Annotated in this window: 10 protein-coding genes and 1 pseudogene; 5 read left to right on the forward strand and 6 right to left on the reverse strand. The window is 55.5% G+C overall.

Features of this window, described 5'->3' with window-relative positions:
* Nucleotides 1–2: 2 nt before the first annotated feature.
* The 4 genes from hflK to ACM5QY_RS16015 all read right to left on the reverse strand — a co-directional run bounded on the left by hflK (nucleotide 3) and on the right by ACM5QY_RS16015 (nucleotide 5,760).
* The gene (gene hflK, locus ACM5QY_RS16000; RefSeq protein WP_416121726.1) at nucleotides 3–1,046 is read right to left on the reverse strand and encodes a protease modulator HflK; all 1,044 of its coding nucleotides are present in this window, start codon (nucleotides 1,044–1,046) and stop codon (nucleotides 3–5) included.
* Nucleotides 1,043–2,086, reverse strand: coding sequence for a protease modulator HflC (gene hflC, locus ACM5QY_RS16005; protein ID WP_416121727.1), 1,044 nt, complete (start codon nucleotides 2,084–2,086; stop codon nucleotides 1,043–1,045). Before hflC ends, hflK begins: the two co-directional genes overlap by 4 nt.
* A complete protein-coding gene (locus ACM5QY_RS16010) occupies nucleotides 2,083–4,041 on the reverse strand; it encodes an SPFH domain-containing protein (protein WP_416121728.1) in 1,959 nt (652 codons plus the stop codon). The genes hflC and ACM5QY_RS16010 overlap by 4 nt, the downstream gene beginning before the upstream one ends.
* 237 nt (nucleotides 4,042–4,278) lie before the next feature.
* Nucleotides 4,279–5,760, reverse strand: a complete 1,482-nt coding sequence (locus tag ACM5QY_RS16015; protein ID WP_416121729.1) for a SulP family inorganic anion transporter — start codon at nucleotides 5,758–5,760, stop codon at nucleotides 4,279–4,281.
* A gap of 230 nt (nucleotides 5,761–5,990) precedes the next feature.
* On the opposite strand from ACM5QY_RS16015, the gene ychF reads away from it, so the two are divergent.
* Nucleotides 5,991–7,082, forward strand: coding sequence for a redox-regulated ATPase YchF (ychF, locus tag ACM5QY_RS16020; RefSeq protein ID WP_416121730.1), 1,092 nt, complete (start codon nucleotides 5,991–5,993; stop codon nucleotides 7,080–7,082).
* Between the two features lie 305 nt (nucleotides 7,083–7,387).
* On the opposite strand, the gene ACM5QY_RS16025 is transcribed toward ychF, so the two are convergent.
* A complete protein-coding gene (locus ACM5QY_RS16025; protein ID WP_416121731.1) occupies nucleotides 7,388–8,818 on the reverse strand; it encodes a 6-phospho-beta-glucosidase in 1,431 nt (476 codons plus the stop codon).
* Nucleotides 8,819–8,832: 14 nt separating this feature from the next.
* Nucleotides 8,833–10,307, reverse strand: a pseudogene (gene ascF, locus ACM5QY_RS16030) (PTS cellobiose/arbutin/salicin transporter subunit IIBC).
* A 260-nt stretch (nucleotides 10,308–10,567) separates the two neighbouring features.
* Between ascF and ACM5QY_RS16035 the strand changes: the two are divergent.
* The 4 genes from ACM5QY_RS16035 (at nucleotide 10,568) to ACM5QY_RS16050 (ending at nucleotide 16,428) form a co-directional block, all read left to right on the forward strand.
* Nucleotides 10,568–11,590 carry a LacI family DNA-binding transcriptional regulator gene (locus ACM5QY_RS16035; protein WP_416121732.1) on the forward strand — a complete coding sequence of 341 codons (1,023 nt, stop codon included), beginning with the start codon at nucleotides 10,568–10,570 and terminating at the stop codon, nucleotides 11,588–11,590.
* 195 nt (nucleotides 11,591–11,785) lie between these two features.
* Complete coding sequence (locus ACM5QY_RS16040; RefSeq protein WP_416121733.1) at nucleotides 11,786–12,019, forward strand: hypothetical protein; 234 nt, start codon at nucleotides 11,786–11,788, stop codon at nucleotides 12,017–12,019.
* Nucleotides 12,020–12,370: 351 nt separating this feature from the next.
* Nucleotides 12,371–14,455, forward strand: a complete 2,085-nt coding sequence (locus tag ACM5QY_RS16045) for a sensor domain-containing protein (protein WP_416121734.1) — start codon at nucleotides 12,371–12,373, stop codon at nucleotides 14,453–14,455.
* Between the two features lie 365 nt (nucleotides 14,456–14,820).
* Nucleotides 14,821–16,428 carry a gamma-glutamyltransferase family protein gene (locus ACM5QY_RS16050; RefSeq protein WP_416121735.1) on the forward strand — a complete coding sequence of 536 codons (1,608 nt, stop codon included), beginning with the start codon at nucleotides 14,821–14,823 and terminating at the stop codon, nucleotides 16,426–16,428.
* Nucleotides 16,429–16,444: the final 16 nt, after the last annotated feature.

Genomic DNA, 16,444 nt, shown 5'->3' on the forward strand with positions numbered 1-16,444 from the left:
CCTCAGGGTTGAGATGCCGGGCGGTCTGGCCCCGGCAGGATCAGATGTGCGCTGTTATGGGGATCAACCGCAGTGACGCTGCCGGCACGGGCGAGGATCGCCGGCATGCGTTCACGCCACAAACGCCACAGCAATTCAGGCGAGTGGTCGTCCGCCAGCTGCAGGAGGATCGCGGTATCGGTGGACGCCCGGGCAATCTGCTCGCTGGCTTTGGCCTGCGATACCTGTAAAGCGCGGTCTGCCGACTGAAAGGCGTCCTGATGAACGCGCGCCGCCTCATTACTGGCGCTGGCGATGTTTTGTTCCGCCTGCTGGCTGGCCGTCAGTACCGCATTAAACGCATCCACCGCTGACGGTGGCAGGGACGACTGCACGTCAACCCGGCGGACTTCGATACCGGTGCTGCTCCCGCCCGCACTCAGCGCCGCAAGTTGCTGGTTAATGCCCTGACGCAAATCGCCGCGCAGCCGTTCGCGGCGTTCGGCGATATTGCTGCCGTTACCCACACTTTCCGGCCGGGCGACCAGAATGGTATCCAGATCCCGCGAGGCGCAAATCGCCACCGCCGCATGCTCGGTTAACCGGTCGAGCGCCGGTAATACGTGTTCTCCTTGCAGCACAAAAGCCACCGGGTCGGTTATCACGTAGTACACCTGCACATCCAGCTGAACCACGCCGGAATCCCCGGTCAGCAAATACCCCGCACCGGCGACGGCATCACTTTTCTCGCCACCGGTATTGTTCCACGCAGGCACAATGTCTGCCCTCAGCAAGGCAGTCACGTGATGCTCGATCACCCGATCGGCGGCGGGCAGGATTTCAACCTGTTCCAGCGGTTCCGGCCATGCCAGCAGCAGCCCGGCGCCCGCCGTGCGCGAAACCGCACCAAAACGCATTACCACGGCGCGTTTATCCGGCTCTATCTGCCGGACGTTGGAAAACAGCCAGCTCGCGGCGGCAATCAGCGTCATGGCGAACAGCGCCAGATACGCCATACGCCCCGCCTGAAACCACGCATTTCCCTGAAAACGGGATAACGGATTCATGGATGCGGTCCGTTAGTTGAAGCGGCGGGTAATGCCGGCGGGCCCTCGACCAGTTGCCGGAACGGTGCCGCATCCGTGCCGAGCACCAGTTGCGTACCCGGCGTGATCACGCTGCTGAGCGTATCGAGCGAACGTAGCAGATCGTAAAGTTGCGGATTACCGGCACGGGCTTTGGCGTAGATCGCCGCGCTCTGCACCTGTCCCTGCGCTTCAATATTGGCCGCGTTGACTGACGCATCCGCCTTAATCACGCGGGCATCGCGTTCGGCGGAAGAGCGGATTTCAGCCGCCTGACGCTTCCCTTCGGCCGACCGCTCGGTGGCAATGGTTTCCCGCTCCGCCCGCATCCGGTCAACGGTGGCATCTAAGGTCACCGACGGCAACGTCAGGCGTTCAACGCCGACCTGCACCAGCTCGATGCCGTAGCTGTCGAGTAGCTGGCGGGCGATCTGGTCATGCAGATGCTGTTCAAAACCGGAAAGCCGGATTTTGCTGGCGTCGGTATTCACCAGATCGGCCAGCGCAAAGCCGCTGGTGGTGGTTTCCAGCGCCGAACCGATAAACGTGCGTATCTGTGCCGCCGCCATGTCCGGCTGATTTTGTACCGCACGGATAAAACGCTGCACGTGCTGGGGATCGTTTTTCACCTGCCAGACGGTGTACGCCTGAACAATGATCCGCAGGCCGTCGCGCGTGCCGACATCCTGCAAACCGCTGGAAGTAGTGCGGATACGCAAATCCACCGGGATTGCGGTTTCCAGCGGAACCGGCAGATGCCACGCCAGCCCCGGTTGCAACAGCACGCGTACCGGATCGCCAAAGCGTGTGATCACCATCGCTTCACCGGAACGCACCTGCACGAGACAAGCCGTCGCGGCAATCAGCGCCACCAGCACGGTGGCAATCGTGACACGCCGCCAAAGTTTGGGTGCCGCCGGGCCGGAATGATGATGGTGATGATGATGTCCGGCGCCGTGATGATGCCCGCCCTGCGCATCATGATCGTGTCCGTGGCCTTCAGGTTTTTGGGAATCACTCACCGGGTCGTCTCCGCTTTAACAGAATGCGCCGCTTTATCCGCTCCGGGCGTAAATGGCAGGGTAAAATTTCTCAGATCCAGCACCGGCGGCGTCCCGCCACCCATGCGGTGATCGACAATCAACACCTTCGGATGCTGCTGCATCGCCAGCGTCAGCTGACGGAAATAACGCTCGGTCAGGAATGCCTGCCCTCCGGCCTGATACGCCTGATTTTCTGCGCTAAAGGACAAGGCCATAACCTGCGCCTGATCGAGATTTTCATGGTTTTGTGCGCTGGCGGCATCCAGCGCCAGACGGGCATATTGCTGCGCGGCATTCAGTTGCTGTGCAGCCTGACCTTTCTCACCGGCGATCGCGCTTTGTGCCAGAATTTGTGCCGACTGCACGCCGTGATACGCGTCTGCCGCGCCCGCTGGCGGATGGATCGATTCAATCACCGTGGCCAGCAGTTCCACACCGCTGTTGAGATGATCAAGCTGCGTCTGCACTTTATGCCCGATGTCGCCGGCCAGACGGGTCTGATCGCTACCCAGCAAACTGTCGAGCGTGCGCGAGGAAAAATCATGCACCAGCACCTGATTCGCAATACTGCGGATCAGCACCGGCATATTTTCGGTGTGATAGAGGCTCGCCAACGCCGCATCATCGTTCATGGCGATGCGGAACACAAAGCGCACATCCATATTCATGATTTGAAAGCTTTGCCGGTCGTTCGTCGCACTGGCGATGATTTGTGATTTGTCGCTGCTGTGACCGGAATCCCATAACCGGTTTGCGCTGTCCGGTGCCGGGCCTTCGGCAGTGTCAGCCACCGCGACGGGCGTGGCGGTCACCGCTTCCTCTGAACCGGTGGTGAGTTCATGCACTTCGCCGTTATCAATCATCAGCGTGCGGCCAAAAGGCCACGGCAGCCCCGCGTGTAAACCGGGTTGTCTGACAGCCACCGGTTTGCCGAAGGATTCATAGATTCCGCGCTGCGTCAGCGGTACCTCACTGATACCTGTCAGCAGCCAGCCAGTCAGCAACAGGATTGCGCCCAGCGGTAACAGCGCACGACGCATAAAACGGAACGCCCAAATCTGGCGGAGATCGATACCAAAGTGCTGATGCAGTTCGTTCTGCACAAACTGTAACGGGCGCGGTGGCCAGCAGAGTTGCGCCGCCAGCAGGCTGCCCGCAATAAACTCCGGCTCTTTGTTCTCACGTGGCGGTGAAAACATCGCGATCAGCGCCCTCAGGAAAAGCTCCAGCGCCACCAGCGCCGGTAACAATCCGGTGAGCACCAGCAGGTGTGCAGGCCAGACCGCGGTTCCTCGCGCAAACATCAGAGCCAGCGCCGTCAGCAAAAAGACGCCGATCATCATGCGCAGCTGCGGTGCCAGTTTTACCGCTTCCGGCCACTCCAGCGGATTTTTTAACGTCCAGTGTCGCTCAAGCACCAGTACGGCGAAAGCGCAGAGAATGAAGACAGAACCGGCGAAATACCCGGCCTCACTGGCGAGATTTGCCGGTAACGGCAACTGCCACAGCAAAACGATAAGCAGTAATGCGGCCAACGCAGGAAATGCCTGGAAGAAAACGTGCGCGTCGACATAACGTAATAGCGGCTGCATCCACGGTCGGGATGTCAGACGTTGGGAGAATCCGGGAGGGGTTTTCGGCCCGACGTTGTCGATACCGGGCGTAAACGCTTGCACACGCCAGCGGGTCATTCGCCGGGCGCATTGCAGCGACGCGGCACAAACCCACATCGCTGCCATAATATTGCCGGTCACCCACGGCCATACCGATTCCGGGGACACCATATACAGCATCAGCAGTATCAGATACAGCACACTGCTGATCACCATAATGGCGTGGATCAGCCCGCTCAGCCAGCGTGTGTGGGAAGCGGCGGCCTGAAAGCGCAGCTGTTTGCTGGCGTCGTCCGTTCCGGATGCCTTGTTTATGCTCATGTCCGCTCCGGCAGAGAAGAAAAAAGAACCCGCCACGCTGACGTTGTGCCCGTGCGTGCGAAATTAACCGAGCGTAACCGTATAACATTACAGAATTTTCGGCGATATGAATTTAGCCGCTTTTTTGCCACTAATTGTAAGCGTTTGTCTGCCGGCGCGACGACAGCCAGAGACACCGACTGCCAGCCTTTTTTGTGTCAAAAAAAGGTGCCATTTTGAAGCGGCACCTGTTGAATGTCAGAGATTATCTTCCGCAACATAATACTGCGGGTCGTCAAGCTCGTGGCTGCAAAACGGCCCGGCTTTTTTGAGCAGGCTCACGCAATCATGGCTCAGATGGCGCAGACGAATCGTTTTTCCGGCATCCAGATACCGCGCAGTCAGCTTATCAATTGCTTCGACCCCGCTCGAATCCATGACCCGTGTACCGGCAAAATCCAGCACCACGTTTTGCGGATCGTTCTTCGGTTCAAACAGTTCAGAGAACGCCGCCGCCGAGCCAAAGAACAGCGGCCCTTCCAGCTTATACACCGTCAGTTCGCCTTTGCTTTTCTTCTCGCGGATGCGGATACGCGCCTGCTGCCAGGCAAAAACCAGCGCAGAGATAATCACCCCGCTGATCACCGCCACGGCCAGATCGGTGAAAATCGTGATGACAGTGACAATTAGCATCACCAGCGCATCGGCCTTCGGCATACGCCCCAGACGGCGCAGGGAACTCCACTCGAACGTATTATAGCAAACCACCAGCATAATCCCGGCCAGCGCCGCGACCGGCAGCAGGCCGATATAGCCGGACAAACTCACCACAAACAAAATCAGCAACATCGCGCCGACCGTGCCGGAAATCCGCCCGCGTCCGCCAGACGTAAAATTAATGATGGATTGCCCGATCATCGCGCAACCGGCAAAACAGCCGAACAGACCGCAAATCGTATTGCCCGCACCCTGCGCGATACTTTCGCGGTTACCGTTACCTTTTTGACCGCCCATTTCATCGAGCACCGTCATGGTCAGCAGCGATTCAATCAGCCCGACCAATGCAATGACTACCGCATAAGGCAGCACCACTTTCAGCATTTCAAGGCTGAACGGTACGACGGGCAGACTAAAATGCGGTAATGCGCCCGAGATATCGGCCAGATCACCGACACGCAGCGTATGCAGATTAAAGCCAATCGCAACGGCAGAAACCACAATCAGCGCCGCCAGCGACGACGGGATGATTTTGGTCAGTTTCGGGAACAGCACGACGACCAGAATCGCCAGCAGCACCAGCCCGTACATCAGCGGCCCCTGCCCGGTAATCATGTGGAGCTGCGCCAGCATAATGACAATGGCCAGCCCGTTCACAAAACCGTGAACCGCTGGCAGCGGCACCAGCCGGATAAACTTCCCGAGCCGGAACACACCCACCAGAATCTGAATCAGACCGGCAAAAATCGTTGCCCATAACACGTAACCCATCCCGTGCTGCGCAGCCAGGCTCATCAGCACCACGACAATAGACCCCGCCGCACCGGACACCATCCCCGGTTTTCCGCCAAACAGCGCGGTCACCAGACCGATGATAAAAGCGGTGTGCAAACCGACAATCGGCGAGAGCCCCGCGACCAGCGAAAACCCGACGGCCTCCGGGATCATGGATACCGCCACAACAAATCCTGCCAGCGTTTCGTTTTTGACTTCCGACAACTTCACACCACGCGGGCTAAACATAAGACATCCGGTTTACTTCCAGTCAGTTAAAAAATTGTGACAAGTATCTAAAAATGGCCGGAACGAGGCAAGGTTTAATCAATCCGGCCAATGATGTATCGCCGATGTATCACCGTCACAACCGGATCGAGAAAAATGCCGTTCTCGTGTATAATGCGGGGAATTATGGTCATTACATCGCGCAATTACGTTTAATTGCTTGATAATTAAGATATTAAGGTGAGAAAAACATGGGATTCAAATGCGGTATTGTCGGCCTGCCGAACGTCGGTAAATCTACTCTGTTCAATGCGCTGACCAAAGCGGGTATCGAAGCAGCAAACTTCCCGTTCTGTACCATCGAACCTAACACCGGCGTCGTGCCAATGCCCGATCCGCGTCTTGACCAACTGGCCGAGATCGTAAAACCGCAGCGTATCCTGCCGACCACCATGGAATTCGTGGACATCGCCGGTCTGGTAAAAGGCGCGTCCAAAGGTGAAGGCCTGGGCAACCAGTTCCTGACCAACATCCGTGAAACTGAAGCGATCGGCCACGTTGTCCGTTGTTTCGAAAACGACAACATTATCCACGTTAACAACAAAGTGGATCCGGCGGACGACATCGACGTCATCAACACCGAACTGGCGTTGTCTGACCTTGATACCTGCGAGCGCGCCATTCACCGTGTGCAAAAACGTGCCAAAGGCGGCGACAAAGATGCAAAAGCCGAGCTCATTGCACTGGAAAAATGTCTGCCACAGCTTTCCGAAGCGGGCATGCTGCGTGCGCTGGATCTGACCGAAGAAGACAAAGCAGCTATCCGCTACCTGAGCTTCCTGACGCTGAAACCGACCATGTACATCGCGAACGTCAACGAAGACGGTTTTGAAAACAACCCGTACCTCGATATCGTGCGTAAAATCGCCGAAGCCGAAGGTTCTGTTGTGGTTGCCGTTTGCGCCGCGGTTGAATCTGATATCGCCGAGCTGGACGACGCCGACCGTGAAGAATTCATGGCCGAATTAGGCATTGAAGAGCCGGGCCTGAACCGCGTGATCCGCGCCGGTTACGAGTTGCTGAACCTGCAAACTTACTTCACCGCTGGCGTGAAAGAAGTCCGTGCATGGACCATCCCTGTTGGTGCTACCGCGCCACAAGCCGCAGGTAAAATCCACACCGATTTCGAGAAAGGCTTCATCCGCGCCCAAACCATCGCGTTCGAAGACTTCATCACCTACAAAGGTGAGCAAGGCGCGAAAGAAGCCGGCAAAATGCGTTCAGAAGGCAAAGAATACATTGTCAAAGACGGCGACGTGATGAACTTCCTGTTCAACGTCTGAGTTTTGTCCTACAGGCCCTTTTGATTGGCTAAAAACTCAAAAAAAAAGCGTCCTGTTAGCGCTCAGACACCTGAACGCTAACGGACGCCTTCATCCGTAATCTTTCTGTACTGACGTATTTCAATCATGTCGTCAAAATTAATGCAGCTTGCATGCCAACATCAGAGTCATCATTAATTCAATGCGTTAGGAAAATGTCACTTTCAGACTGATGCTTTTTTGCACCAAAATTGCCCGTTATGCCCTGCCGGAAGGCAATAGTCCGGGCGAGTACGGTGGGATAAATCATCCCAACCCTCTCAACGCTACTCCAAATCCCCTCCGTTGCTCGCAATCACTTTCTTGTACCAGTAAAACGATTTTTTGCGGGTTCTTGCCAGCGTGCCGTTGCCGCTGTCGTCGCGATCAACGTAAACAAAGCCGTAGCGTTTGCTCATTTCGCCGGTGGAGGCAGACACCAGGTCGATGCAGCCCCAAGAGGTATAGCCGATGACCGGAATGCCGTCGGCGATGGCTTCGCCCATGGCATTGATGTGTTCGCGCAAGTAACTGATGCGGTAATCATCAATGATTTCGCCCTGCACGTTGAATGCATCTTTTGCGCCGAGGCCGTTTTCCACCAGGAATAACGGTTTCTGGTAGCGGTCGTACATCATGTTCATGGTGATGCGCAGCCCGAGCGGGTCGATGCCCCAGCCCCATTCGCTGGCGTCGATGTGCGGGTTTTTCAGTGATTTTACGATGTTTGCCGCACTGCTGTTGTTGTCGTTCATGTCAGCGGAGGCACAGCGCGAGGCGTAATAACTGAAGGACACGAAATCGACGGTGTTTTTGAGAATGTCGTCATCGCCCGGCTGTTTATCGATGACGATGCCTTTTTCTGCAAACACGCGGCGGGTGTAAGACGGATACGCGCCGCGCGCCTGAACGTCGATAAAGAACAGGTTTTCGCGGTCTTTTTGCAGCGCCGCCCAGACATCTTCCGGTTTGCAGGTGCGCGGATAGAAATTCCCCCCCGCCAGCATGCAGCCGACCTGATTTACCGGGTTCACTTCATGGGCAATTTTCGTCGCCAGTGCACTGGCAATCAGCTCATGGTGCGCGGCCTGATATTTGACCTGCTCCTGATTTTCGCCCTCTTCGAACACTAAACCCGCGCCGGAGAACGGGCTGTGCAGCAGGATATTGATTTCGTTAAACGTCAGCCAGTATTTCACCAGCCCGTCGAACGCCTCAAAACAGGTGCGCGCATAACGGGCGAAAAACTCGACCATTTTCCGGTTACGCCACGAACCGTATTCAATCACCAGATGCATCGGAACATCGAAATGACACAACGTCACCAGCGGTTCGATGCCGTATTTTTTGCATTCGGCAAAAACGTCGCGGTAGAACGCGATGCCTTCCGCATTTGGCGTTAACTCATCGCCGTTGGGATACAGACGGCTCCAGGCGATTGAGGTGCGGAATACAGTGAATCCCATCTCGGCCATCAGCGCGATGTCTTCTTTATAACGATGATAGAAATCAATCGCCTGATGACTCGGATAAAACTCGTCTTCCCGTAATGTGAAGCGTTTTTCCTGACCGGTTTTTACCGCCAGACGGTGCGCACCGTGCGGGATCATGTCTACGGTCGTCAGACCTTTTCCGCCCTCAAAACTGGCACCTTCGGCCTGGTTTGCGGCAATCGCGCCGCCCCATAAAAAGCCATCAGGAAATAAGGATGCTGCCATGAATTACCTCTTCTTTAATGTGAACGCGCTGCGACGGGTGCCACTGGCAACGGCGCAGGCGGGGTGGTCTCGGCCGTTTTGCCCTCTTTCGGCACGACGGTTTCCACCGGAATATCTTCAAATCCGAGTAACAGGGTGATGACAAACGAGAGCACCACTGCGAGGATCATGACGCCCGCAACCCAGACGATGGTCATCGGATTCGACGGGTCGAAGAACTGGACGCTGGTAAACAGTCCCGGCGATGCCATTGAGTGGCTGGCGAGCCCGCCTAAACCGGCAACGCCGCCGCAGATAAAACCACTGATTAAGCAGGCAATGAGCGGACGTTTGAGCCGCAACGCCACGCCGTAAAGCGCAGGTTCGGAAATCCCGGCCACAATCGCCGACGCGGCTGCCGCCAGTGCGGTCTGACGCAGTTCAGGGTTTTTCGTCCGCCACGCCACGGCCAGCGATGAGCCCCCAGCGACAGGTTTGCGCCGATTTCTGACGGCATCACCATGCCTTCTTTTCCGGTTTCGGCAATGGTCTGAATAATGGTTGGCGTGAACACGCGGTGCATACCGGTCATTACCAGCAGCGGCCAGGCCGCGCCCATAATCGCCACTGACAGCCAGCCGAGATAGCTGTGAACGGTGTACACCACGGCGGAAATACCGGTACCAATCCAGATGCCCAGCGGCCCGATCAGCACGATGGCGATCGGTGCGGCAATCAGCATGATCAGCATGGGTTTGAGGAAGTTTTTGGTGACGACCGGCGTAATGCGATCCACCCATTTTTCGATGTAAGACAGCAGCCACGTCATGCACAGCGCGGGGATCACGGTGTAGGTGTATTTCACCGCCGTAACGGAAATGCCGATGAACTCGACTTTCTGCCCCTGCGCGGCCTTCGCCATCAGGTCGATAAACGCCGGATGCACCAGGATCCCGGCGATGGCAATCGCCATCGACATATTCGTTTTGAATTTCACCGCCGCCGACGCGGCTACCATCACCGGGAGGAAGAAGAACGCACCGTCACCGATGGTGTTGAGGATCACCAGCGTCGAGGCGCCCTTTTCAAACACGCCGGTCATATCCAGAATCATCGCCAGCAGTTTCACCATAGAACCGCCGATAATCGCCGGGATCAGCGGTGACATGGTGCCGATCAGTGCATCCAGAATGCCCGCGCCAATCCGTTTGAGCGTAATTTTGCTTTTGGCAGGCGCATCGCTGGCCGCCGCAAAGCCTTCCGGTAACAGTTTCAGCACTTCGGCGTAAGCCTGCGACACGTTATTGCCGATGATCACCTGGCACTGTTTTTCATTGCGCACCACGCCCATCACGCCGGTGATGGATTTCAGCGTCGCTGTGTCCACCACGGATTCGTCATTGAGCACGAAGCGCAGACGCGTCATGCAGTGCGTAACCGCCGCCACGTTGCCTGCGCCGCCGATGGCATCGACGATGGACCTGGATAATGCTGCAAAATTCTTAGCCATGAGTGATAACTCTCTCGGATTCATAGGGTTATGAATAATTTTCTTTTCGGGAAGCCATTTTTATGAAACCTGACGGGCTTTTTCCGAAACAGTAGGTAACCGGTTTCATACGAGAATGTGCAGTTCTTTCCCTCACTTCAATAGAAAATGATCACGCCGTTTCATTTTTGTGATGACGATCTCCCTGCGCAGTGAAATCGTCTCAACACGCGTGGAATGTGTAGAATGACGAATAATTTTTCTCATCCAGAAGGTGCCTGATGTCGACAATGCAGGAAGTGGCAGCCAAAGCGGGCGTCTCGAAAGCCACGGTTTCCCGTGTGCTTTCCGGCAAGGGTTATGCAAGCCAGGAAACCAAAGATCAGGTCTTTAAAGCCATTGAGGAAGCGGGATACCGGCCCAATTTGCTGGCGAGAAATCTGGCGACCAGCAAGTCGATGTGCATCGGACTGGTGGTGACCAACACGTTGTATAACGGACATTATTTCAGTGAGCTGATTTCCCAGGCCGCCAAAAAGCTCGACGCTAACGGACGTCAGCTGATTCTGGTCGATGGCAAAAACAGCGCCGGTGAAGAACAGGACGCCATTCAGTTCCTGCACGATTTACGCTGCGACGGCATTATTATTTATCCGCGCTTTTTATCGGTCGATGAAATGGATTTGCTCATCGACAAATATAAAAAGCCGGTGATGGTCGTGAACCGTAAATTACGCAAACACCAGAGCCACTGTATTTATTGTGACCATAAAGGGTCGAGTTTTAACGCCACGCAGGCGTTAATTGAACGCGGGCACCAGGATATTGCATTTATTACCGGGTCGATGGATTCCCCGACTGCCATTGAGCGGCTTTCCGGTTACCGTGACGCGCTGACGGCTTCCGGTTTGCAGGTGAAAGACTCGCTGATCGTTCAGGGAAAATGGTCTCCGGCCAGCGGCGCGGCGGCGGTGGCGACATTGCTGGCATCCGGGCAGGAATTCAGCGCCCTGCTCGCCAGTAACGATGAAATGGCGATCGGCGCGATGAAACAGTTAAACGACGCCGGAATTGCCGTGCCTGCGCAAGTTTCGGTGATCGGGTTTGATAATATCCCGACCGCGCCGTTTCTTATTCCGGCGCTGTCGAGCGTGAAAGATCCGGTCAGCGATATGATCAGTGAGGTGATTAACCAGATAATCGCCATGCTCGATGGCGGTTATTTGTCCGAACAGAATCAATTCTCTTCAGACCTTATTTTGCGTGATTCAGTGACCGACGGCCCTTATAAAGTCGTGCAGTAATTCCCGGAAATAAACCAGCGCGCTTGCAGGAAATATCGTAAGCGCCCTGCACTTCCATCAGCTTTCCGTAAACACAGTTTAAATTTTCCGTTAAACCCGCTTTATTAAGCCTTATCCGAATTGTTGTTTATCCGTTTGCCCCGCAAAGTCTGTGCGTTATCAGAAAACACCGTCAAAACGGGAACGAGGAATACAATGATTAAGTCAGGAATGGTTGTTCTGTGTGCGTTGCTGGCGACCGCCAGCCTGAGTGCTTACGCTGAAGGTCCGTACAACGCGCCGGTCAGTCAGCCGCAGCAGGTTCATAAAGTTCACAAACCTGTCGTGAAACACGAAAAACCGCATCATCAGGTTAAACCTGTGCCGGTTCATCATAAAGTGAAGCCAAAACCACCGGTGAAACACGAACCCAAACCGCAGCGTCCGTAACCAAAATTTAACAGGCCGCAATAATTTGCGGCTTTTTTATTTAACACGTTGGATCCCCTCAAATTTCCCTTAGCTTTTAATGCCATTCCACTAAAGCTTATTTCCACTATGCCGATAACGTATTTGCTCACTAAAACCCAAATATGCAATTTCACTTAAGTCCGATCTTTTTACTAAAAATGCTTAATTTTAAGCATGTTAGAAGCAAAACTTGACGAACTAAGAATTATCTTATGCTAACGTTTCACGAGCACATCACAGCAAAAATGCGCCGGGACAGGCGTACTATCACGCCGGACTCTGATTTGGACGGACCCCGCGCAGAGGCGGCAGGCTACCAGGCAAAATAAAATGAGCGAAGATTCTGATGTACTGTATCGGTTGCTGGTCCAACGCGTAGAAGACTACGCGATCTATATGCTGACACCGGACGGCACGATTGCGAACTGGAATGCCGGGGCGCAACGCGCGAAAGGCTATACGCCGGAAGAAGTGGTGGGTAAGCATTTTTCATGTTTTTACACCGAAGAAGACAAAAAAAGTGGCTGGCCGCAGCACGGTCTGGAGACTGCACGCTCAACGGGCCGCTATGAATCCGAAGGCTGGCGACAGCGCAAAGATGGTTCGCGTTTCTGGGCGCACATCATTATTGAAGCCCTGCGTGAAGCGGGTGAAATCATTGGTTTCGCCAAGATAACGCGTGATGTGACCGAAAGACGTGAAACCGAAAGAGAATTGCTGAAAGCCAAAGAACTGGCCGAAAACAACAGCGAACAGCTCTCTTCCCTGTCGCAATTTCTCAATACGGTCATCGCGAATATCCCCTCTTCCGTCATCGTCGAAAATGCCGTTTCACGGGAAATTCTGCTGGTTAACCGTCAGGCCGAACATCTGCTGGGGATTTCCCGCGAGAAAATGCTCGGCAAGCGTCCTCAGGATTGCATGGGGCTAGGGCTGAGCAACTTCATTAATAAGCAATCGGACGAATGCCTGCGCGCTGAGGGTGTGCATAAAAGCGAGCAACAACTGCTCACGGCACTCGGGGACAGGACGCTGCAAACCACCAGTTCGGTGATCCGCGGACACGATCCTCAGACCAGCTATGTGATGATGATTGCTGACGACGTTACCGACCAGCAGGCGGCTCATGCCCGCATCCACCACATGGCGCACCACGATAATCTGACCAGCCTGCCCAACCGCATTCTTTTCAGCCAGCGGCTTAACGAAGCGTTGCAGCGCGACAGCTATACGCACAGCCACACCGCCACGCTGTGTCTGGATCTGGATAATTTCAAAAACGTCAACGACGCGCTGGGCCATCAGGTAGGCGATGAACTGCTGCGGGCGATTTCAAAACGTCTGCGAATGACGTTGCGTGACGACGACACGCTGGCGCGTATTGGTGGCGATGAGTTCGCCGTCGTGCTGCCGGGGCTGAAAGACATTTCTGCCGCGCATCAGATTTCAAAACGCCTGATTGAAGCGGTTCGTCCGCCGGTCATTATCGACGGTCACTCTCTGTCGGTTGGCCTGAGTATCGGTATTGCGCTGGCGGACGCTATCGAAAACACGCCGGATCAGTTGCTGCGTTGCGCGGACATGGCGCTGTACGAAGCTAAACGTAATGGCCGCAACAGATATGAAGATTTTCGTATTGAAATGGACGCCGCCGCCCGTAAACGTCGCGTGGTCGAGATGGATTTGCGCGACGCTATTACATGCAATCAGCTGCGTCTTTATTACCAGCCGATTACCGACGCCAAACATGATGCTGTCATGGGTTATGAGGCGCTGATGCGCTGGCATCACCCGCAAAACGGGCTGATTATGCCGGTGGATTTCATCCCTATCGCTGAAGAAACGGGCCTGATTCATAGCCTCGGATCCTTTGCGTTGCACGAAGCCTGCCGCGAAGCCACCACCTGGAGTGGTTCGCAGACCGTCGCGGTGAATCTGTCACCGATTCAGTTTAAAAACAGCGGACTGGTTTCTGTAGTGGAGTCCGCACTGGAAGCGTCCGGGCTGGATCCGTCACGTCTGGAAGTTGAAATTACCGAATCGGTGTTGCTCGACAACACGCTGGGGAATATTGACACCTTACGGAAACTGAAAGCGCTGGGCGTGCGCATTGCGCTCGATGATTTCGGCACCGGTTATTCATCCTTAAGCTATCTGCGGTCGTTCCCGTTCGACAAAATCAAAATCGACCGGTCGTTCATCAACGACATGCAGGACAGCCGCGAGGCGCTGGCCATTATCCGCGCCATTACCGGCATGAGCCGGAGTCTGGATATTCAGACCACCGCAGAAGGCGTGGAAACCCCCGAGCAGTTCAAACGTCTGAAAGAAGAAGGGTGTAGTTTGTTTCAGGGATATTATTTTGGACGACCTCAGCCCTCAGAATCCCGCCTGACTGGGTTTGCACATCTCTGATGATAGGTATTAAACACGACTCGCGGGGGAGTAATCGGGGATAAAGGTTTCATTTAGCGGCTATTTCTGGCGATGGGTTTTTCACTTGCCGTGAGGGCTGGATCGAGAAGATTTCTATTTCTCATCTGCGGTGATCGCTCAGCGGCTGTTTTGCTCCTCCCCCTGCGATGAACTGAACCCCCTTAACTTGGACATCAGTTAATGCTGTGGGAACATCTGAGTCCGGTATGCTCCCGTGCTGGCAAACACATCCCACTTTTTGAATTTGACAAAGACATTCCCGAATGTTCCAAATGTCTGAATGAGTTCAAAAATGCCAGGCGCCGCGTGGGCGTAATGCGTTCACCGCGTCTTAAGGAACAGATATGTCTGAGAATTACGATTTTAACGTCGCATACCCTACGCTGCGCCCGACGATGATGGGCGCGAATGCGGTCTGCGCCTCCCAACCTCTTGCCGCGCAGGCGGGGATGAACATGCTGATGCTTGGCGGAAACGCCGCCGATGCCGCCATCGCCACCGCGATTGCGCTGACCGTACTGGAACCCAGCGGTAACGGCGTGGGCAGCGACGCTTTTGCGATGATCTGGGATGGCAAAAAAAACCACGGCCTGAACGCATCGGGCCGCTCACCGGCGGCGTGGACGCCGGAATATTTTGCGTCGAAAGGCCATGAAGCCGTACCGACCTATGGATGGGACGCCGTTACCGTACCCGGCGCTGTCTCCGGCTGGGTGGCGGTGGCAAAACGTTTTGGTACCCTCCCGCTGACCACGCTGGCACAACCGGCCATCGGCTACGCCCGCAACGGTTTCCCTGTATCACCGCTGATTGCTCGCCTGTGGGAAATCGCGGTGAAAAAATTGCATAACCAGCCGGGTTTCAGCGAGTGTTTCGCCCCCGAAGGCCGCGCGCCAAAAGTCGGCGAAATTTTCCGTAATCCCAAGCTGGCTGACACACTGGAGCTGATTGCCAAAACCGAAGGCGAAGCGTTTTACCGTGGCGAACTGGCCGATAAGATGATCGCCCACAGCCAGAAATGCGGCGGCGTGATGACGCACGACGATCTGGCGAATCACAAAGCCGACTGGGTAGAAACCCTGCAACAATCCTTCGCGGGCGGCTCGGTTCACGAACTGCCGCCAAACGGTCAGGGCATCGCCACGCTGATTGCGCTGGGTATTATAGATAAGCTCAATATCGGCGATAAGCCGGTGGACTCCGTCGAAACCACGCATCTGTGCATCGAAGCGATGAAACTGGCGCTGGCCGATTTGGATCAGCATGTCACCGACAACGACCATATGCATTTCGACCCGCAACTGTTCCTCAATGACGACTATCTGGAAGAACGCGCTCGCCTTATCAACCGCACGAAAGCCAGCGACGTGACCTACGGCGCACCGCGTCCGGGCGGCACCGTTTACCTCACCGCCGCCGATTCCAGCGGCATGATGGTCTCATTTATTCAGTCGAACTATATGGGTTTTGGTTCCGGTGTCGTGGTGCCGGGAACCGGCATCAGTATGCAAAACCGGGGCTGCGGCTTCACGCTCGATCCGCAACACGCCAACTGCGTTGCACCGAATAAACGCACGCTGCACACCATTATTCCGGCGTTTGCGCAGGACGGGGAAGGTAAGCCGCTGATGTCCTTCGGCCTGATGGGTGGCCCGATGCAGGCGCAGGGGCATCTGCAACTTGCATTGCGCATCATGCTCTATAAACAAAACCCGCAGGCCGCGATCGACGCACCGCGCTGGCGGATCGAAGGCGGCCGTCAGGTGGCGGTCGAAGCCACGTTTGACCGCAATACGTTGGCGGCGCTGAGGGCGATGGGGCATGAGCTGATTGTGGAAGACCCGCTTGGCGGGCATTCGTTTGGCGGCGCGCAGGTGATTGTGGTGAATCCGGCAGGCGGGTATCTGGCGGGGACAGAATCGAGGAAAGATGGCGTTGCGCTGGTGATGTGATCTTCAGGACGCGCAA

The organism is Rahnella sp. PCH160, from assembly GCF_047784855.1.
GTDB lineage: Bacteria > Pseudomonadota > Gammaproteobacteria > Enterobacterales > Enterobacteriaceae > Rahnella.